This window comes from Paenibacillus sp. WG02 (genome assembly GCF_055396115.1).
Map to the genome: position 1 here is coordinate 2,073,512 of NZ_AP036016.1, position 19,225 is coordinate 2,092,736.

Sequence of the window (19,225 nt, forward strand, 5' to 3'; positions counted from 1 at the left end):
GAAGCCAGTTTTCTTCGAAAACTCTAAGGAGGTTCCTAATGCTGGAGATACCGCATACCATTATAAGCTCATCTGATCTTCATTTATGGAAAAAAGACCGCTATTTAAGCGCATTGGTTGGCGAAATGGATGCCGTTGCGCTGCTTAGTCTGGATATTTTCGACACGCTATTATTTCGTACATGTGCTAATCCCTCTGACGTTTTTGAACTTGTTGCGGAAAAAGCACACCGTATTGGCTGCCTGAAGGCATCGATAACGTCAGCTGCGTTCAAAGAGATGCGGATTCGTGCTGAGAACACGGCACGTGTTCGCCAAGCTGCCGTAACGGGCTTTGGAGAGGTCACTTTGGAACTCATTTATGCGGAGATGCCGGATGGAAGCTGTAAAAGGGACAAGATGGCTCAGATCGAAGTCGAAACCGAGGCGGAAGTTTGCTATGTGAACCCGCATGTGGCGTCATTGATAGCTGCTTGTAAAAGCAAGCAGATTCCGGTAGCTCTGTTATCGGATATGTATTTATCCTCGGATCAGCTGCGCTCGATTCTTGCTTCGGCTGGACTAGATTTAACAAGAGTGGATACGCTGCTTGTTTCTTCGGAGGAGCATGAAGGGAAGTCATCGGGACATTTATTTGCCCGGTTGAAGGAATTTTACCCACAAATCGCGAGTCACGCGATTGTACATATTGGCGACAATATAGCCGCAGATGTGGAAGGAGCCTCTAAAGAAGGGATAAGGAGCATACACTACAATGTCGTTCCAGAACATTTCGAGAGCCTGCATCACTGGGAATATGTTAGACATGGACATGTATTGCCTGAATGGAAATCCCTGCGGAAGTTAGCTGAAGCCACGGATATGACGGTTGGAATAGGCGAGCTGGAGCGTTTTTTTTATAAGATGGGCAGCAGTGTAATAGGACCGTTCTTGCAAGCCCTGTGTGAGTGGGTCATTGATCAATGCGTAGCTGAGGGCATCCGGACTGTTCATCCTTTGATGAGAGAAGCTTATTTGTTAGCTCCGATGCTTGAAAATGCTGCGCGTATTCGAGGTGTTGACCTCCAGATCAAGCCGATCTATGTTTCCAGACAAGCTACTTTTTTGGCAGGATTGGAGAGCTTCAGTGATGATGAGTTAGCGTTACTGCTAGGTATTCACGGATTGAAATTAGGCGAGCTTTTCGAAGTGCTGGATATCAGCGAGGAAGGCGTTCATTTTGAAGCATTTTTGGAGGAAAGAATTGAGAATTGCAAGTATATACTAGGTGAAAATGGAAGCTCAATCTATGATCAAATTGGGGGCTTTCTTCGAAGTGCACCTATACAAACTAAAATTTTGGCGTCTGTGCAGCGGCATAGGCAGCTTTTTGTAAGTTATTTGAAGCAAGAATTTGGATCGCCTGAACGGTTGGTAACGGTCGATATTGGGTTTCATGGAACCATTCAGAAGTCGCTGGAAAAAATCGTAAGCTTAGCTGGACATAGGCCGCAGATGCTGCATTTGCTTGCTGTTGGCGCTAATCGGCTGGATGAACTGAGCATGCGTGGGATGGATATCCGGAGTATGCTGCGTTCGGGTAGCGGAGGAACTGAAGAGGGGAAGCGTATCGCAAGGACGCCAGCTTTTTTGGAGGAGCTTATGATGGGCGACTTCGGTTCGACGCTGCGTTATGCTGAAGGTGAGCTCGGTCAAATCAGACCGATTACGGCAGAGCTGAAACGTTCGGGCGAAGAATACGCGATGAAACGGGCATGCCAAGAAGGGGCTTTGGCGTTCCAAGGTTATTATGCCTATCTGCTGCAGCAGAAAGAAGGGCAATTGCAGCGCGCATCCTTACAGCCAGTAGAATGGAGCAAGCCGCTGCACCGTGTTCTCGATATGCCGAGGCCTGATGAAGCAAGATTATTGGGGGATTTGACGCATCAGGACAATTTCTGTACCGAGTACATTGCGCCGATTTGTGAAGATGTGGCCGAAAAATGGTTCGAACAAGGGCCGGAAGCATTTTTGAATACCTGTAACTATGGGCCGTCGATTTTGAATGCGAATTGGCCGCAGGGCCTTGTGACTAGACGATTTCCTTATTATTTATATACATTCTATTTGCGGCATCAAGATGGGTTCGGCAGCCAGGTGATGCTGTTTGAGACGATCCAAAGGGTAAAAGAGGATGGATTATGTGCCATTCATCTTTATGGAACGGGGGCTTTTGCCGAGCAGACCTTGAAGATGGCTTGGTTTCATGGACTTCAGATTCGTTCATGGATTGATCCGCATGTTGGAGTGGATGCTGCGCCTTGGGGACGGTTTGCTTATAGTACTTTGGAACAGGTGAGGGATGGGGAGGTTCGAGCGGAGACAGAGGAAGAGACAGGGGAGGAGACTCGAACCGGGATAGTGAAAGGAACTGCCTCTCACGCCTTTTTGATAGCGACGTTATCTGAGATGAAGGAATATAAGAACCATATTTTGCATGTATATGAGGGTAGTGAGGTAACGCCGATCTTTTACGAGCTTCGTCCTTAGGAAATTATGCCAAAATTCATTGAACCAAATCGATGGATGGAACATCTTAATTAGTGATTTATTAACTTGGATGATGAACCTATTTTTGGCTGAAAAAGGAAGGTGAATGGGATGAAGCAAAAGTTACTAAGCTTGTTTCCCGTGCTTTATCGCTTGCGAATTGCCCAGTTGAGACTGAAACGGCACTTCCTGAATTTGAATCCATCGATTACCTATGCGAAGCATAGAGTTGTCCATTCACTTCCTTATACTTGCAAAAAGCACCAATCCTTACTGCGAAGAAAGCTCGGCTCTTCCGATCCTATTTTACAGGAAAACAAAATTACAAATCTAAGGATCAGCGTTGGACGTATGGACGGCATTGTGATTCGACCAGGTGAAACCTTTTCCTTCTGGAAATTAGTTGGGAAAACAACGTCGGCTAAAGGCTACATTGAAGGCCTGCTGTTATCGCAAGGCGGTGTGAAGCGGGGTGTCGGAGGCGGGATATGCCAGTTGGGCAATTTACTGTTTTGGATGGCATTGCATACCCCACTTCAAGTCGTGGAGCGGCATCACCATAGCTTCGATCCATTTCCGGATGATCATCGAGTTCTGCCTTTTGGGAGCGGAGCGAGTGTATTTTACAATTATATAGACCTGCGCATTTATAATCCTACCCAGCATACGTTCCAGTTCCGGTTGTGGCTGACGGATGAGCATTTGAAAGGCTCCGTACATTGTGACGCGCTTTTACCGAATGCCTATCATATCGAGGAGAGAAACCACCGTTTTCTTGAAAAAGATGGCCGGAACTATCGTGAAAATGAGATTTGGCGCAAAGTGATTGATAAAAGAACTGGAAATTTAACAGCGGAGGAGCAAATGATTCATAACTTTTCTGAAGTGAAGTATGACTTGTTCAATACGTCTTAAGAAGGTACTAGTTGAAATTAGTACTTTTGGAAAAGATAGTGGCGAGGTAACCTGAGTTTATTGGTAATAACAAGGGGGACTAACCATGCTGACTATTCCATTCACGAAAAACTGGTTGTTACAAATGATGATCGTTATGTATGTAGGAATATGGATTTGGCTGGCGGTGGAGCCTTACAGCAGGTATGACTGGGTTCTGGAAAATCTGCTGATATGGGCAGCGCTAATTGGACTTGTAAGTACGTATAAGTTTTTTTCATTTACAAATCTGTCTTATGCATGGATTGCTTTGTTCCTGGTACTGCATACGATTGGGGCTCATTATTCGTACAATGAGAATTGGGTGGATGTTTGGTTGAAGTTCATTTTTCACTCGCAACGTGATAATTACGACCGTTTGGTACATTTCAGTTTTGGAGTGCTCCTAGCCTATCCGATTCGGGAAGCGATGAGCGCATGGACACGGCTAACAAGTAAATGGCTTTACGTGATTACCTGTGTCATCGTATTGGCAATGGGGGCCTTTTATGAGCTTATTGAAATGTGGGTGGCGCTGCTTGTGGCTCCTGAGATTGGAATTTTGTTCCTCGGAACACAAGGTGATCCCTGGGATACGCACCACGATATGGAGCTTGCTCTGTATGGGGCGGTGATGGCTATGATTTTCACTGCGGTATGGCGCAAGGTGCGGGCAAGTCGTTAAGTCAAGAAAGCAGGATTATGAGATTAAGTAGGGAAATGTGAGAGTAGGTTATAGAGATTAAGTGCGAGAATAGTAAGGCAGGAATAATGAGACAAGAACGAGATTGCGTGAATAGTAAGGCAGGAATAGTGAGACCAAGAACGAGATTGAAAAGCAGGGTTTATGAGATCATAGGACAATATTTATAGCAGAAATCGTCGCTATCGTGGAGGCTGGTTGCCAATGTCAGTAGGAGAAAAGAAAGAATTGTATGTTTATGTGGGTTCCTATACAGATGAGCGTCATGCCAATGGGATTTCATTGTATGCGTTCAATCCATTGAGCGGAGAAATGAGGTTGGTGGAATCGTACTCCGATTTGCCAAATGCTTCCTTCCTTGCGCTAAATGATGCACGGACGATGTTGTATGCAGTGAGCGAGACCGAAACGTATAATGGTCGTTTCGGAGGATCAGTGGCAGCTTATGCGATAGAAGCCGGCACCGGCAGGCTGGAGAAGTTGAATCAGCAGCCTACGGATGGAGCTGCACCTTGTTATATCAGCTTGAATCAGACTAACCGAATGGTGTATGTAGCGAATTACTCAAGCGGCAGCGTGACCGTTTATCCGGTCGAAGCGGACGGGCGGCTTGGTGAGCATGCGCAGCTGGTAAAGCACGAAGGCACATTGGGGCCGCGTGCGGATCGCCAAGAGGCTCCGCATGCGCACTCGATTGTTCCGGCACCGAACAATCGGTTTGCGATTTCAGCCGATCTGGGCCTTGATCGGCTGGTTGTTAGCCGCATTGACGCGAAGAGCGGCTTGCTTTTGCCGCATGGCGATGCGGCGATGAAGCCGGGCGCAGGCCCGCGGCATTTGGTTTATAGCGCGGACAGTCGGTACGTGTACGCGATCAATGAGCTGGACAGCACGGTCACCGTGCTGGGGTATGAGGCAGACGCGGGAGTTCTGACCGCGGTCCAGAGCATTTCGACGCTGCCGGAAGGCTTCAGCGGCGAGAGCACATGCGCGGACATCCACCTCTCCGAGGATGGCCGCTATGTGTATGCATCCAACCGCGGACATGATAGTATCGCGGTTTATGAAGTGGACCGACAAAGCGGCACGCTGTCGGTCGTGGGTTGGCAGGCGACGCTCGGGCGGACGCCGCGGAACTTTGCCTTATCGCCGCAAGGGGAGTTCCTCCTCGCGGCGAACCAGGACTCGAACAGCATTACGGTATTCCGCATTAATGCGGAAACCGGCATGCTGCGTGAAACAGGGCAAACGGCAGCGGTATCGCGGCCGGTTTGCATCAAGTTTCTTTAGGACACAAAGAGCGAGTACCTATGCAGCGTAAGCTGTTAGGGTGTTCGCTCTTTTTTTACGTTCTAGGCAGGGGGCAATTCCTGCCTTACTAGGGTCCTCGCAGGCGATATGCTCGGAAATCGACTTCTCAACCTATCAGTTTCTGCTTACCACGGCTATTGCAAAGAGTTAGGCTCGGAAAAGGAGCTTAACTTAGTCAACATCAGAAATAGGCTCGTATTCCGAGCCTATTTAGACATCCTTCATGTCTCACTACTGCCCGACAGCTCTGAGATTGCTGGACGGCTAGGATTAGGACTTCTCTACCTCACTGTAACGATGATTTTCATCGCTACAGTGAAGTAGAAGACCAATTTTGCCCTCATAGTGATGAAAAACATCCTTAAAGACGGCGTTTGTACGTATTTTGACCAAAGTGAATGCTGATACGATGTTTTTCATCGTTAAAGGCATGAAAAAATGAATTCACTTCTCGTTAGCGATGAAAAACATGCTTAAAGCCTCGAATGCTCCTACTCAAACTAAAACTCACTTATATAGCCGCAAATTTGGTAAGCAGCCTTGGTAAAGCAGGCTATATTTGTTTGTTGGTGTCGGTGTTGGTGTCAGTGTCAGTGTCGGTGTCGGTGTTGATGTTGATGTTGATGTTGATGTTGATGTTGATGTTGATGTTGATGTTGATGTTGATGTTGATGTCGGTGTTGGTGTTGGTGTTGGTGTTGGTGTTGGTGTTGGTGTTGGGTATTGAATGTAAATTTTTTTTTAAATCACCCCCAAAAATTAGTTGCACATGCAACTAATCGGGCGTATGATAAAACAGTAGCAAGTGCAACGATACGGAAGCTCTTTACAATTTTGCTCAAACAGAGGAGACATGTTTATGATCGAAAACAGAAATTCGATACCAAGGTGGGTCTCACTCATTTACCGTTACGGACAGATGTATATTGGTGAGCATTTGAAGAAATATGACATCGGCAGAGGGCAGCATATTTTCATCAACGCGCTGTATAAAGAAGATGGACTCACGCAAGAAGAGTTGGCGGATTATTTGAAGATTGATAAAGGTACGACAGCAAAAGCGCTTAAAAAGCTAGAAGTGCAAGGCTACATAACCCGCACGGTCAGTAAAAAAGATAAGAGATGCAACGAAGTTCATCTGACTGAGAAGGCGCTGCTGATTAAGGGCGATGTGCGGAAGGTACTGACGGATTGGCGAGAGCGCCTAACGTTTGGTTTATCGGATGAGGAGAAACAACTGGCTTTGACGATTTTGGAGAGAATGGGAGATAATGCGTCCCGTTTCGCAGAGGAGCAGGTGGAGCCATGAATATGAAGCTTGCAGGTTCACTGTTTGTCGATAAGCATTTTCATGCATTAACGCATCGTAATTATCGGTATCTTTGGCTAGGTCAATGTGTATCGCTCATTGGAACATGGATGCAAAATATTGGGCAGTCTTGGCTCGTTCTGACGATCACGGGCTCACCTCTTAAACTGGGCATTGTCGCGGCATGTCAGTTCCTCCCAATCCTCTTATTTTCCTTGTTCGCAGGTATTATCGTCGATAAGTTTCCAAAGAAGAAAATTCTGCTTGTCACGCAAACGGTCGCGATGATTCTAGCTTTTACGTTGGCTATACTCGTCTTGACGGATACGGTAAAGTACAGTTATATCATTGTGCTAGCGCTGCTGCTTGGGCTAAATAACACGCTGGATATGCCAACGAGACAGTCATTTAATATAGAAATCGTGGGAAAAGAAGATCTGATGAACGCCATAGCCCTCAATTCTACGACTTTTAACATGGCAAGAATTGTTGGTCCTGCGATTGGTGCGGTGATGATGGCTTGGCTGGGTGCCGGTTGGTGCTTCTTGCTTAATGGGGTTAGTTTTCTGGCTGTTCTATATGGATTGTTTCATATTCAAGCAGCGCCCTATGTTCGGAAGAAGAACTCACGTGACGGCATAATGAAGGAAATTAAAGATGGCATTGTCTACATTGCGAGAGATCCTTTGCTAGCGCAGACTGTGCTTCTCGTAACGGTGATTGGCACGCTTGCTTTTAACTTTAATATACTCATTCCGGTTTTTACAAAAAGTGTGCTGCATATGGGAGAGACGACGTATGGCACGTTAATGTCATGTCTGGGTGTGGGTTCTTTCGCGGGGGCTCTTACAATGTCATTCCGCAGCAAGCAAGGCCCAATGCTGAAATTAAGTATTGTTGCTAGTTTAGTAGTGGCGGTTTGTTTGGTCTTAAATGGACTAAGCACTTCCGTTTGGGTCTGCGGTGGATTGCTCGCTGTTACCGGATTTTTCAACATCATATTTGCAACGAACAGTAATTCTTCCCTTCAGATGCATGCCAAAGAGGAGTATCGCGCGCGTGTAATGAGTGTGTATTCACTTGTATTTGCGGGTTCCACGCCGATAGGAAGCATTTTTGCTGGATTTGTCGCAGATCGATATGGTGCGAATGGGGCTTTCGTCTGTTGCGGTGTGTTAACTGGTGTGCTTTGTCTGATTATTATTTGGAATTATAGGAAGAAATCCTCTAAGAAATCGCTTGGGGAGATAGGAACTACCTCATAAATGAGAGGAAATGTTATTTTTAATTGCAAAAATAACCATTTTTTGGATTGTCAATTGTTGGTGTATCCGCTACAATATGAGTTATATTCATGTCGTTATTGGGGAGGGAATCTTGTGCTGGGATTTTTGAAAAAATGGATGCATACACCAAAGCAGGAACCTACGAACGCTGTGGATTATAAAACGATGGAAATCGACGTTGTTATCAAATGCTTTGTGTCGGATAAAGACAAGCCGTTTCGTGTGATTTTTAAAGTGGAGAAACAAGGCTCATTCTTTTCCAAAGATATTTTCGTGAAAAATGTGGATATTAAGACACCCTACGAACTGGTTTATAACTTCTCCACACTTGGAATGAACTATGAAGAGCTGAAGAAGTACGAAAGCACAGATCATGCTGAGTACAGCTTCGCGACTTTGGAAGAAGCCAAAAAGGTGAAAGATACAACAGTCGACTACATACGCTTTCTTATCCGTGAGCATCAACAAGAAACACTCGCAAAAATTTCATAGGATTCGACCAAAAAGGAGCTAGCGAGGATTCTCGTTAGCTCCTTTTCCGTATATAACCTCGTGGCCGCTGTCGTTTGATACAACACTGTGACTTAAGGTCAGGTTTCGTTATTTTGCTGTTTCTCCTGCAGCTGCTTCCGCCTTGTGCTGCTGCACGATTTCTTTCAGTCGGAATTGGCGAAGCTTCGTAATCGAAGCAAATTTGGAATCAGCACCTTTAATTTCGAAAAACACTTTACCATCCTGAATCTGTAGAATTTTCCTTGTGTTCACATAGCAATCCGTGTTGACTTTGAAGAAGGAGCTATTTGTAGTAATTTCTTGAATTTGCTCGGTGTTCATGCGTTTTTTGATGTGATAGTTTTTCCCATGGAAAGAGACGAGCCCATGTTCTCCAACACGGAAGTACATGATATCCTTCTCAAGTGCGAAGTCTTCATAGGTGTTCCTTGTTTCGATTTCGAGCGCTACATTCATTTTGTAATCCCCCTTTAAAAATGATAACGCTTACATTGAGAACGTTTACATCTTACCATATTTTAAAAGAGATTTAAAGTAGTTTTATACGTAAAATTACCAAAGGACCTAACTCTAATGAGTTAGATCCGATAGTTAAAAGCAGGTTTTGACGAAAGAAATCGTATTTCCCCGGAAATAATTAGACGACAACGTTGCGTGCCACCCAGACGCCTGCAGCTCCAGCTTGGGCCAAGCCTCTTGTAATTCCAGCCCCGTCACCGCCACAGAACAAGCCTTGTATCTCCGTTTCGAAACTTTCACTAAGTTTAGGACGAGCGGAATAAAATTTCGCTTCAACACCATAGAAAAGAGTATGCTCAGAAGCGATACCTGGCGTTACTTTTTCAAGTGCTTGGATCATTTCAATTAAACTTTTCATGGTATTGTAAGGAAGAACGAGTCCTAGATCGCCAGGAACAGCTTCAGATAAAGTCGGCTCAAGGAAGCCTTCGCGAATCCGATCAGCCGTTGACCTGCGTCCACGCATAATGTCCCCAAATTTCTGCACAATAACGCCGCCGCTGGATAAGTCATTCGCATGTTTACATATTTCACGCGCATATTCATTCGGCTTATCGAAAGGCTCAGTGAATTTATGAGAAACGAGCAGGGCGAAGTTCGTATTACTGGAACCTAGGGCTGGATCCTTGTAAGAGTGGCCGTTCGCTGCCATGACGCCGCTGTGATTCTCGACCACAACATGACCGGATGGATTGCTGCAGAATGTACGTACTCGTGTACCCACCGATGTATTATAAATGAACTTGCCTTCATAAAGATGCTCGTTGATTTCGCGCATAACGACATCCGAGGTTTCTACGCGGACGCCTACGTCGACTTGATTGTTATACATTTTGAGACGGCGCTTTTTGAGTACTTGTGTTAACCATGCAGAGCCGTCTCTTCCAGGCGCCAACATCACTTGTTTACTATGAATTTCTGTGCCATCCTTCATCCGAATGCCTTGGATCACATGCTTATCTTCTCGTTTGGTGGTAAGGATATCTTCAACTTCAGCCTTGAACTGTATATCGATACGTGTTTTCAAATATTCATAGATGGATTTCAAAATCATCAAGTTTTGCTCGGTTCCCAGATGTCTAACCTGAGCGCGAAGCAGCTTTAAACCTGCAGCGTAGGAACGCTGTTCAATATCTTTTACAGCTTCAGTCGTAGGGTCCGTAATATTCTCTGTTGCACCATGCTGTAGATTAATGCTATCCACATAACGAATTAGATCGATCACTTTGGCCGGTGCCAAATAATCCGTCATCCAACCGCCGAATTCGGTCGTGATGTTGAATTTTCCATCGCTATAAGCGCCCGCGCCTCCAAAGCCAGCCGTAATAGAACAGGCAGGAAGACAACCGGAAAAGTCCTTTTTACCTGCTGGGGGAGGACACAGCTTGATTTTACTTTCCAGAATCGGACAACTGCGATGGTAAATATCATGGCCTTTGTCTACGAGCAATACTTTAGCGTTAGGGTGAAGCAGTGTCATTTCATAACAAGCAAAAATACCGGCAGGTCCTGCACCAACTACGATAAAATCATAAGCTTTCATTGCAATCTCCTCGGATCATTCAATTTTGGACACAAAAAAACCCAGCCACACGGGTATGCGAAAGCAAGTACCCGTCGTAGCTAGGAAGTTATGGCTCCCTCTAGAGACCCTTAAGCCAATTCTCAAGGATATACGAACGATTTATACGTATGTGGCTATTAATTACCGCCTCGATAATCATAATACGAACATTAAATGAAGTCAAATAAATAATGTTCGTGTAATTTCTTTTAGACGACAATGGAGATCGTAAAGCTGGTTTCGGCTTCTGAGCTGCTGACATGAACGGTTCCGTCATACTTATCCACTAGTTTCTTGACAATGCTCAAACCTAAGCCGGCGTGGAGTCCTGATTCTTGTTTCGTAGAGAAGCCAGGCTCGAATATACTTTTTAGACGATCGCTTGGGATAGGATCACCGTTATTGATGACCGTAAAAGTAAGTAAATTTCCTTGCAAAATGCCAGTTAAACGGACTTCTTTCTCCTCTGCCTTTTTGGAAACTGTAACGGCATCAAATGCGTTATCGATTAAATTGCTGATGATTCGAACCAAATCAGTTGCTTTGACAGCTCCAAGGTTGATCTGATTTAAGTTACTGACTTCATGGGAAAATGTAATTTTGCGCTCGACGGCTTGTATGACCTTAGATTGCACAATCGCGCATAAAGCGGGCACGTTAATTTGAATAATGTCATTCAAAGCGGTCGTTTCACCAATAATCTCCGTGGTGTAACGATCTAATTCCGTATATTCTTTCAAATGAACAAGGGAATGAATCGTAGCCACATGATTATTGAAATCATGACGCTGCTCTTTCATGGAACGGAACAGTGAACCGATATGATCAACGTAAACCTCTTGGATGCTTTCCGCGGTTGCTTCACGATTGCGATTGATGAAGCGGATGCTCAGAATGACTAGGATGAATGCGATGAGTGCGGTTGATCCGATCAGAATGAGCAGGTTTACTTGCTGCTGTTGAATTGAGTGTTGTACGGTTTCATAATCGGCTGTCAGACCGATGACAACAGGGGAATCCAGTTGAAGCGGAAAGAACATTTTGAGAAAGGTTTTTCCGTCGATTGTGGTGATTAGCTGTTTGGTTTGCTTCGATTGCATAACGGCTTGAACCATTTCTTGATCCCGAACATCTTTCATCGTGTAGGACCCGAACAAGATCTCCCGATCTGTGAACCACGTGTAGCCTTCCTTTTTATACTGTTCCTGCTGTTTCAGGAAAATCGGCGTATTAAAGACGGCAATTTCTTTGACGCCATGGTTAGTATAGCCATGAATCATTTCATTAATAACGGCATCCACACCCGTTTCCCGTTGATAGTCTCGGAAGAACGTATCATGTACATAAGGGTCGAGTATATAATTCGTACGGCCATCGTAATAATAGCCCCATTTATCAACAAACTGAGGGTTTGACATCGATGTGTTCATAGGACCTGACCAATAATGAGGCAGCGATTGCCCGCTTTCTACACTTGTTTCTTTGGTGTCTAGAAGCTGATTGAATGCTTGAAACCAATCTCTTCTCCAGGTTTTGGTGCTCATATTAATCTCCTTAGGCTCGGAGGATTTGTAGCCAATAATATCATCACCGCTTCGTTTCATTAGCGTAATATGATCGATCAGTAACTCTTTGCTGAGAACGGTTAGGTCTTCATTCTTCACTTTCTCAATGTCGGGATCGAGTCGGTATTGGGCAGCTAAGGAAGCCGTACGCAGATTTTGACCGATTAGATTTTCAACATATTTCTCGCCCGTTTTGGAATGTTTAATGGAGATGGCGACGTTATCGGCGATAAGCTGCAGTTTAGTTTCAAGCTCAGATGTTAGCATTCTCTTCGTATAATAGTAGAATACGCTATCGGTAAGTAGTACAATTATTAAGGATATCATCAGGATAAAGATCGAGGAGCGAAGGTGGATTTTCGGTTTAAGCCTGTGTGGTTTGTTCATGTTATCCTCCTAAAAATGGCCATATCTACCAACTATCATAGTATAAAAACACATAGAATCACACACGAAAAATGGAGGTATTATGAAAATAACATTTCTGGGTTGCGGAGACGGTTTCAGTGTCGAGCAAGGGCATAATAGTGCTCTTCTTACTTTTGCAGATACGAATCTTTGCATAGATTTCCCTGAGTCTAATCATCTTGGGCTGCATCAATTGGGAATGAAGCTCAATCAGATCGAACATATTTTTATTACTCATCTGCACGAGGATCATGTGAATGGCTTGCAGAAACTCGCTTTGTTTCACCGAGTGTACCCGGGCAGAATGAAGCCGAAGCTTTATGTGCCAACCGGTTTAAAAGACGATTTGTGGCAAATCTTGCGTCATGGATTGGAGCTGACAACGAGGGGCAAGCGCGCGTTTGAGGACTATTTTGACATTGAATGTGTGGAAAAAGAGTTTGCGGTATCGGGTGTGAACTTCGAGCTTGTCCCTACTTTGCATGTGCCGGACATGCTCAGTTACGGTCTTCTATGCAAGCCGTTCTTTTACTTTAGCGGGGATAACAGGTTGGATGAAAGCTATATTCGAAGTATTGCCGATGAGGTGCAAACCATTTATCACGAATGCCATATGCAGGATGATCAGCTGCCGTCGCATACGTCACTTGAAGAACTGCTGACGCTGCCGGAATTCATTCAAGCGAAGATGATTCTTATGCATTATGTGGATGATTATTTGGAGCCGAAGCTTAGGGAAAAGTTTCATCAGGTGTATAAACTTCGGCTTGCTGAGCCTTTGCTAGAGTATTCGTAGCTTGTAAATCTTGCAGCTATTACAGGACCTCCTTTATAATAGTTCTTACAAGGGAGGCGGTAAATATGGCAAATCAATTTGCCGGAATAAGTAACGACTCATGCAAAGCCTTTCATTAGGGCGATCTTTGCATGGGGTGATTGGGAAGTCGTGATCGCCCAAGAAAGCTTAAATCGTTTCTAGTAATGGGGCTTTGCAACTTATTTTGTTTTTATCAAAAATAAGGGGCTGAAAAGCAATGAATCAACCATTCATTAGAAACCATCAATATAATGATATTAAGAAGCAGGTCAGTCTGCTGCAAAGTACCTGTAACTCCGTTTCCGATCGGAAAGTGGTGGAGTCGGTGCGATATAATGCGCAAGTTAAACTAAACGAGGTATTCCCGGATGCGAATGAACTCCAAAAGCAAGCTCTGGGGGATATAACACTGCTGCAGACAGCAGGAGAGTTTCAGCACTATTTGCGTTCCTTGGAGCCTTATTTGGCGGAATTTGCGCACGTGACGGAAAATCAGTCTGAAGAAGCTTTTTCCCAAAATCAAAAAATTGAAGGTGCCCGATTTAACGGCCATCGACTATCGGTACGTAACGTATCTCGGCTGGATCGATATCGCGACGAATAAATTGTTCCTCGTCTATCATCTGAACGGGAAACTTGTTGGAATAGAAGGGAATTATACGCCGACGAATAAGAAAGGCGTTTGCTTTGTGTGTAATCGGCATGAAGAGGTTGCGTTATTTACCGCGGAGACCAAATGGAAGCCGGCAAGCGCTACGTCTGATTACTACAGAGCAATCGGCAATTACTTGTGTGTGAACAGCGAGGCTTGCAATAAGAATATAACCGATGTTGCCGTGTTGGAGAAATTCATAAAGGGCGTGTTGATTGGTCCGTAATTGACGTGCTGTATAAGAATATCGGAGCGAATTAGATTTAGCAATAAGGATCAGCGTTGGCACAAGTGCCAACGCTTTTTTGTGTTTGCATCTGCATTGTCCTACAGTACCTGGGCTGATTTCTTCCATATGTCATTAAACTCTTATCTTTGCAAAAAGAAACGCTGCATTGTGCAGGCAATTGTAATCAATAAACCATACAGGTCAACAGACTTCTATATACAGTTTTTTGGTGCTCGCTCTAAGATGGGGGTATATCGCAGAAGAGAGGAAGATGCGGATGAGCAGTAGAGGATAGGAATGAGATATGAGGCAAGTAGAGACAGAATGACAGGATATCGGAAAGGGGGATACCAGAGTTGTGAACAGAGTATCGCTTAGAGGAATCAGTCGAAATTGGGAATTGTATCTATTAATTTTGCCTGCCCTGTTGTATGTCATTGTGTTTGATTACATTCCTATGTATGGGGTTCAGATTGCATTCAAGGACTTCAATGCCGTGCAGGGAATATGGGGGAGCCCATGGGTGGGCTTACAGCATTTTGAGCGCTTCTTTCAAGGGTATTATTTTGAGAGGCTGCTAACCAATACAGTAGTAATCAGTGTCTACTATTTAATCATTAGCTTCCCTTTATCTGTGCTGTTCGCCCTGCTGATTAATGAAATCAGGCTGGTTATGTTCAAAAAGACGATTCAGCTCGTTACTTACGCGCCTCACTTTATTTCGACCGTTGTATTGGTAGGCATGATGGCGATTTTTCTCTCACCTAAGACCGGGTTGGTGAACCAATTGTTTCTATGGGCAGGAGGGAGCCCGATTGATTTTATGGCGGAGCCGTCTTGGTTCAAGACACTCTATGTCTTCTCTGGTGTATGGCAAAATATAGGATGGAATTCCATTCTATTCATTGCGGCGCTCGCCGGTGTTGATCCTCAGCAGCATGAGTCGGCCACCCTGGAAGGGGCAAGCAAGCTTCAGCGCATCTGGCATATCAATTTGCCGGGCATTATGCCGACCGTGATGATTCTGTTTATTTTACAATGCGGACAAATTATGGCGGTAGGCTTCGAGAAGGTGTTCTTGATGCAAAATGATGTAAATATCAGTGCATCCGATATTATTTCCACTTATGTATATCGCTCTGGCGTTTTGGGGGCTCAGTATAGCTTCTCTGCGGCGGTTGGGCTGTTCAATTCGGTCATTAATTTAATGCTGTTAATCGTAGTGAATCGCATTTCCAAAAGGCTCACAGATACAAGCCTATGGTAAGGAGGGATCAAAGGTGGGCAGACTTGCGCAAACCAGAGGCGATCACGTATTCGATGTAGTTAATTATTTAATATTAAGTCTAGTGACTATTCTGGTTCTCTATCCGCTTGTATTCGTACTAAGTGCATCGTTCAGCAGTCCGGCAGCTGTTATTGAAGGTCAGGTATGGCTGCTGCCGAAACAGGTTAACGTGCAATCCTATATCCGTGTTTTTCAGGATGACGGGATTATGAGAGGATATATCAATACCTTGATTTATACATGTGCGGGCACTGCCGTTAATATGCTGCTGACCATAGGCGCCGCCTATCCTCTGTCACGTAAGGATTTCGTGGGGCGTCATATGCTGACGATGATATTTGCTTTTACCATGTTTTTCAGCGGTGGGCTGATTCCGACCTATTTGTTGGTCAAAAACCTCGGTTTGCTCAATTCCATCTGGGCGATTATTTTACCGAGTGCCGTGTCGATGTGGAATATTATTATTATGAGAACGTTTTTTCAGGGCATTCCGGTTGAGCTTCAGGAGTCAGCACAGATAGATGGATGCACGAATCTGCGTATGCTGTGGAGCATCATCCTTCCCTTGTCTATGCCGGTCATTGCCGTTATGCTGTTATTTTACGGAATAGGCCACTGGAATTCTTTTTTCAATGCACTTATTTACTTGTCGGATTCTCAGAAATACCCACTGCAATTAATTCTTAGACAAATACTTTTGCAAAATCAGATGGGGAGCATGGTCAGCGGCTCGGAAACGTCGGTTGACCAACTTATGCTGACGGAGGGCTTGAAATATGCCGTCATTATCGTCTCCAGTTTGCCCGTCTTATTACTTTACCCATTTCTCCAACGTTACTTCGTTAAAGGGGTTATGATTGGAGCTATCAAAGGCTAAATTAGGGGGATCCATACAATGAATACTATGAAATCTATGAAAACAGGTTTTGTCGTCATTTTGGCCACGTGTGTATTGGCGGCTTGTACGAATACAAATAAAGTGACGCCGACCGAGCAAGCAAAAAATGCAAGCAAGACGCTGAATGAAACGGGTATGCCTATCGTCAACCAGCCGATTACGCTTCGTATGATGGCTGGCCAATCACCGCTTCAAGGGGAATGGAAGGACAAGATTCTTTGGAAAGAAGCAGAGAAAAGAACGGGCATTCATATCGATTGGAACCTAGTTCCGCAAGCGAGTCTAGAGGAGAAGAAGAACCTCCTTCTGGCCACCAATGATATTCCGGATGCCTTCTACGGCGGAGGGATTAATTCGCAGGATATGATCACTTATGGACAACAAGGTTTGTTTATTCCATTGAATGATCTGATCGATAAGTATGCACCTAACTTCTCCAAAATCCTGAAAGCGAATCCGGAAGTGCTCAAAGGAATCACCGCTCCTGATGGCAAAATTTATGGACTTCCCAAAATGTCATCGAATATCACACACCGAATAGGCACCAAAATGTTCATCAATCAGAAATGGCTGGATGAAGCAGGGAAGAAGATGCCTTCGACAACGGATGAGCTCTACGACGTGCTCAAAGCCTTCAAGGCAAAGGATCCGGAACGTATTCCGCTGAGCAGTACAGATATCAACAATACATTGCGTTCTTTAGCTGGAGCATGGGGACTCTACAGTCGTGGCAATGCCAACGCCTATGTTGATTATGATGATAAAGCAGGGGCCATGCGTTTCATGCAGACGGATCCGAAATACAAGGATATGCTGACATACATGAACAAGCTGTATTCGGAAGGCTTGCTGGATAAAGAAATTTTCACCAACAATGCAACCATTCTTACAGCCAAAATCGCCAAAGGGCTTGTGGGAGGATTCTCAAATATTAATGTCGTGCCTGCAGGACAATTGAAAACGAATTATGCCGGTTTGGGCGCAGCGCTGAAAGGCCCATTCGGTGATCAGAACTGGGGCGGCATTAGCCCTGTCCTGCAAAATCAAGGAGCTTTCGTCATCACCAAAAACAACAAAGCGCCGGAAGCCACGATGCGTTGGGCGGATTACTTTTTGGATGGGGACGGAGCCGTTTTATACTGGATGGGCGTAGAAGGCAAAACCTACGAGATGAAGGATGGCAAATATCGGTTCGTTCAGGATATTGTGAACAATAAGGACGGTTTGACCCTGGATCAAACGATTTCCCGCGAGCTTGTTTCGCCGTTCTCTGTGCACCCGATTGTTCGTGAAGAGCGCTTCGCTTGGGATACCGGAGAAGGAATGCCGGAGGTTATTGATGCGGCCAACAAACTGAAGCCGTTCGTGCCTAAAGAAATTTGGCCTGCGTTCTTGTTTACCAAAGAGGAAAATGATCGTCTAAAAGCTTTGAGCAATGATATCCACACTTACGTGGGTGAAATGCAGACGCAATTCATTATGGGGAAAGCGCCATTCTCCAAGTGGGATGAATATGTCGCGACGATCAAGAAAATGGGACTGGATGAATATATGAAAATTCAAAAAGACGCCTATGATCGCTACAAACGAAATTAGGCAGAAAGAGAGGAAGCGCCATGAGGCCCAATTATGATTTGGCGTTGGAAGGGGCGGCGATTCAGTCCGTAAGCGGGGATCGCTACCGAGATCGCCTGTGGCAAGGAATCCCCGGTATTGAATGCGCTCCGGACAACCGATTGTGGGCGGCATTCTATAGCGGGGGCAAAGGAGAGGGCCCAAGCAATTACGTCGCACTCGTGAGGAGCGAAGATCGCGGAAAGACCTGGTCTGATCTGCTTTATGTGATCGATCCGCCGGATCAGGTGAGAGCCTTCGATCCGTGCTTGTGGAAGGAACCTTCGGGACGTTTATGGGTATTCTGGTCCCAAAGCTATAGTTGGTACGATGGGCGCTGCGGGGTATGGGCTTCAGTCTGCGCGGATCCGGGAGTCAACGATCCGGTCTGGTCTAGTCCTAGACGCATTGCAGATGGTATTATGATGAATAAACCAACTGTGCTGAAGAATGGAGAATGGCTGCTGCCGATTGCCGTCTGGGCATGCCATGATTCACCGCTGAATGAGCTGCCGGAGCAAGCCTTTTCGAATGTATACGTTTCGACAGATCAGGGAGCTACCTTCCAGTTGAGAGGTTCAGCAGACATTCCGAATCGCCATTTCGACGAGCATATGCTTGTTGAGCGGGGAGATGGAAGTCTTTGGATGCTGGTAAGAACCTTCTATGGTATCGGGGAAAGTGTCTCCCTAGATGGCGGTCGCACCTGGTCGCCTGGCAAGCCAACTGTGCTCGGCGGTCCCAGCTCTCGTTTCTTCATCCGTAGACTGCAATCAGGACGGCTGCTGCTCGTCAACCATTACGGGTTTAAAGGAAGAAGTCACCTGACTGCGATGCTGTCCGAGGATGATGGACTTACATGGAAGGGCGGGCTAGTCCTTGATGAAAGGGCAGACATCTCCTACCCCGATGGTGTAGAGGATCGAGAAGGCATCATTTATGTCATTTATGATAGGGAACGGGACAAAGCCAAAGAAATATTGATGGCAGTGTTTACCGAAGAAGATATTGAGGCAGGGACATGTGTATCCGAGCATGCTTCCTTGAAGCAACTGGTTAATAAGGCCTGCAATTAAGAAAGTCCGGTA

The 19,225-nt window shown here is 45.3% G+C and carries 16 protein-coding genes, 1 pseudogene and 1 riboswitch; of the genes and pseudogenes, 14 read left to right on the forward strand and 3 right to left on the reverse strand.

Annotated elements, in window-relative coordinates:
• Nucleotides 1–38 precede the first annotated feature (38 nt).
• The 8 genes from ACBP55_RS09810 (at nt 39) to ACBP55_RS09845 (ending at nt 8,562) form a co-directional block, all read left to right on the forward strand.
• A complete protein-coding gene (locus tag ACBP55_RS09810) occupies nt 39–2,528 on the forward strand; it encodes an HAD family hydrolase (protein WP_464651137.1) in 2,490 nt (829 codons plus the stop codon).
• Between the two features lie 111 nt (nt 2,529–2,639).
• The gene (locus ACBP55_RS09815; RefSeq protein ID WP_029196599.1) at nt 2,640–3,443 is read left to right on the forward strand and encodes a VanW family protein; all 804 of its coding nucleotides are present in this window, start codon (nt 2,640–2,642) and stop codon (nt 3,441–3,443) included.
• Between the two features lie 85 nt (nt 3,444–3,528).
• The gene (locus ACBP55_RS09820; RefSeq protein WP_464651139.1) at nt 3,529–4,146 is read left to right on the forward strand and encodes a DUF2238 domain-containing protein; all 618 of its coding nucleotides are present in this window, start codon (nt 3,529–3,531) and stop codon (nt 4,144–4,146) included.
• Between the two features lie 222 nt (nt 4,147–4,368).
• The gene (locus ACBP55_RS09825; RefSeq protein WP_464651140.1) at nt 4,369–5,454 is read left to right on the forward strand and encodes a lactonase family protein; all 1,086 of its coding nucleotides are present in this window, start codon (nt 4,369–4,371) and stop codon (nt 5,452–5,454) included.
• A gap of 580 nt (nt 5,455–6,034) precedes the next feature.
• Nucleotides 6,035–6,202, forward strand: coding sequence for a hypothetical protein (locus tag ACBP55_RS09830; protein ID WP_464651142.1), 168 nt, complete (start codon nt 6,035–6,037; stop codon nt 6,200–6,202).
• A gap of 132 nt (nt 6,203–6,334) precedes the next feature.
• Nucleotides 6,335–6,784 carry a MarR family winged helix-turn-helix transcriptional regulator gene (locus ACBP55_RS09835; protein ID WP_464651144.1) on the forward strand — a complete coding sequence of 150 codons (450 nt, stop codon included), beginning with the start codon at nt 6,335–6,337 and terminating at the stop codon, nt 6,782–6,784.
• Nucleotides 6,781–8,049, forward strand: coding sequence for an MFS transporter (locus ACBP55_RS09840; protein WP_464651146.1), 1,269 nt, complete (start codon nt 6,781–6,783; stop codon nt 8,047–8,049). The genes ACBP55_RS09835 and ACBP55_RS09840 overlap by 4 nt, the downstream gene beginning before the upstream one ends.
• 114 nt (nt 8,050–8,163) lie before the next feature.
• A complete protein-coding gene (locus ACBP55_RS09845; protein WP_056836124.1) occupies nt 8,164–8,562 on the forward strand; it encodes a hypothetical protein in 399 nt (132 codons plus the stop codon).
• 108 nt (nt 8,563–8,670) lie between these two features.
• Here ACBP55_RS09845 and ACBP55_RS09850 read toward each other — a convergent pair whose 3' ends face one another.
• The 3 genes from ACBP55_RS09850 to ACBP55_RS09860 all read right to left on the reverse strand — a co-directional run bounded on the left by ACBP55_RS09850 (nt 8,671) and on the right by ACBP55_RS09860 (nt 12,618).
• On the reverse strand, nt 8,671–9,039 hold the full coding sequence (locus tag ACBP55_RS09850; RefSeq protein ID WP_464651148.1) for a LytTR family transcriptional regulator DNA-binding domain-containing protein: 369 nt from the start codon (nt 9,037–9,039) through the stop codon (nt 8,671–8,673).
• A gap of 181 nt (nt 9,040–9,220) precedes the next feature.
• Nucleotides 9,221–10,645, reverse strand: a complete 1,425-nt coding sequence (locus ACBP55_RS09855; RefSeq protein ID WP_464651150.1) for an NAD(P)/FAD-dependent oxidoreductase — start codon at nt 10,643–10,645, stop codon at nt 9,221–9,223.
• A 57-nt stretch (nt 10,646–10,702) separates the two neighbouring features.
• Nucleotides 10,703–10,801: riboswitch (purine riboswitch) on the reverse strand.
• A gap of 74 nt (nt 10,802–10,875) precedes the next feature.
• Entirely contained in the window at nt 10,876–12,618 is a 1,743-nt protein-coding gene (locus ACBP55_RS09860; protein ID WP_464651152.1) for a sensor histidine kinase, read from the reverse strand.
• A gap of 82 nt (nt 12,619–12,700) precedes the next feature.
• On the opposite strand from ACBP55_RS09860, the gene ACBP55_RS09865 reads away from it, so the two are divergent.
• From ACBP55_RS09865 to ACBP55_RS09890, 6 genes and pseudogenes are all read left to right on the forward strand, one after another.
• A complete protein-coding gene (locus ACBP55_RS09865) occupies nt 12,701–13,435 on the forward strand; it encodes an MBL fold metallo-hydrolase (RefSeq protein ID WP_464651153.1) in 735 nt (244 codons plus the stop codon).
• Between the two features lie 238 nt (nt 13,436–13,673).
• A pseudogene (locus tag ACBP55_RS09870) lies at nt 13,674–14,334 on the forward strand (FusB/FusC family EF-G-binding protein).
• A gap of 361 nt (nt 14,335–14,695) precedes the next feature.
• Nucleotides 14,696–15,604, forward strand: a complete 909-nt coding sequence (locus ACBP55_RS09875; RefSeq protein WP_464651155.1) for an ABC transporter permease — start codon at nt 14,696–14,698, stop codon at nt 15,602–15,604.
• A gap of 13 nt (nt 15,605–15,617) precedes the next feature.
• Nucleotides 15,618–16,502 (forward strand): carbohydrate ABC transporter permease, encoded by an 885-nt coding sequence (locus ACBP55_RS09880; RefSeq protein ID WP_464651157.1) that lies wholly within the window; start codon nt 15,618–15,620, stop codon nt 16,500–16,502.
• An 18-nt stretch (nt 16,503–16,520) separates the two neighbouring features.
• Entirely contained in the window at nt 16,521–18,119 is a 1,599-nt protein-coding gene (locus tag ACBP55_RS09885; RefSeq protein WP_464651159.1) for a type 2 periplasmic-binding domain-containing protein, read from the forward strand.
• 20 nt (nt 18,120–18,139) lie between these two features.
• Nucleotides 18,140–19,213: a sialidase family protein gene (locus ACBP55_RS09890; protein WP_464651161.1), complete on the forward strand. Its 1,074-nt coding sequence runs from the start codon at nt 18,140–18,142 to the stop codon at nt 19,211–19,213.
• Nucleotides 19,214–19,225 lie beyond the last annotated feature (12 nt).

What these genes read in the sequence shown, in the direction of transcription:
- ACBP55_RS09810 (WP_464651137.1), top strand. Translation starts at nt 39, where the DNA reads ATGCTGGAGATACCGCATACCATTATAAGCTCATCTGATCTTCATTTA.
- ACBP55_RS09815 (WP_029196599.1), top strand. Translation starts at nt 2,640, where the DNA reads ATGAAGCAAAAGTTACTAAGCTTGTTTCCCGTGCTTTATCGCTTGCGA.
- ACBP55_RS09820 (WP_464651139.1), top strand. Translation starts at nt 3,529, where the DNA reads ATGCTGACTATTCCATTCACGAAAAACTGGTTGTTACAAATGATGATC.
- ACBP55_RS09825 (WP_464651140.1), top strand. Translation starts at nt 4,369, where the DNA reads ATGTCAGTAGGAGAAAAGAAAGAATTGTATGTTTATGTGGGTTCCTAT.
- ACBP55_RS09835 (WP_464651144.1), top strand. Translation starts at nt 6,335, where the DNA reads ATGATCGAAAACAGAAATTCGATACCAAGGTGGGTCTCACTCATTTAC.
- ACBP55_RS09840 (WP_464651146.1), top strand. Translation starts at nt 6,781, where the DNA reads ATGAATATGAAGCTTGCAGGTTCACTGTTTGTCGATAAGCATTTTCAT.
- ACBP55_RS09850 (WP_464651148.1), bottom strand. Translation starts at nt 9,039, where the DNA reads ATGAATGTAGCGCTCGAAATCGAAACAAGGAACACCTATGAAGACTTC.
- ACBP55_RS09855 (WP_464651150.1), bottom strand. Translation starts at nt 10,645, where the DNA reads ATGAAAGCTTATGATTTTATCGTAGTTGGTGCAGGACCTGCCGGTATT.
- ACBP55_RS09860 (WP_464651152.1), bottom strand. Translation starts at nt 12,618, where the DNA reads ATGAACAAACCACACAGGCTTAAACCGAAAATCCACCTTCGCTCCTCG.
- ACBP55_RS09865 (WP_464651153.1), top strand. Translation starts at nt 12,701, where the DNA reads ATGAAAATAACATTTCTGGGTTGCGGAGACGGTTTCAGTGTCGAGCAA.
- ACBP55_RS09885 (WP_464651159.1), top strand. Translation starts at nt 16,521, where the DNA reads ATGAATACTATGAAATCTATGAAAACAGGTTTTGTCGTCATTTTGGCC.
- ACBP55_RS09890 (WP_464651161.1), top strand. Translation starts at nt 18,140, where the DNA reads ATGAGGCCCAATTATGATTTGGCGTTGGAAGGGGCGGCGATTCAGTCC.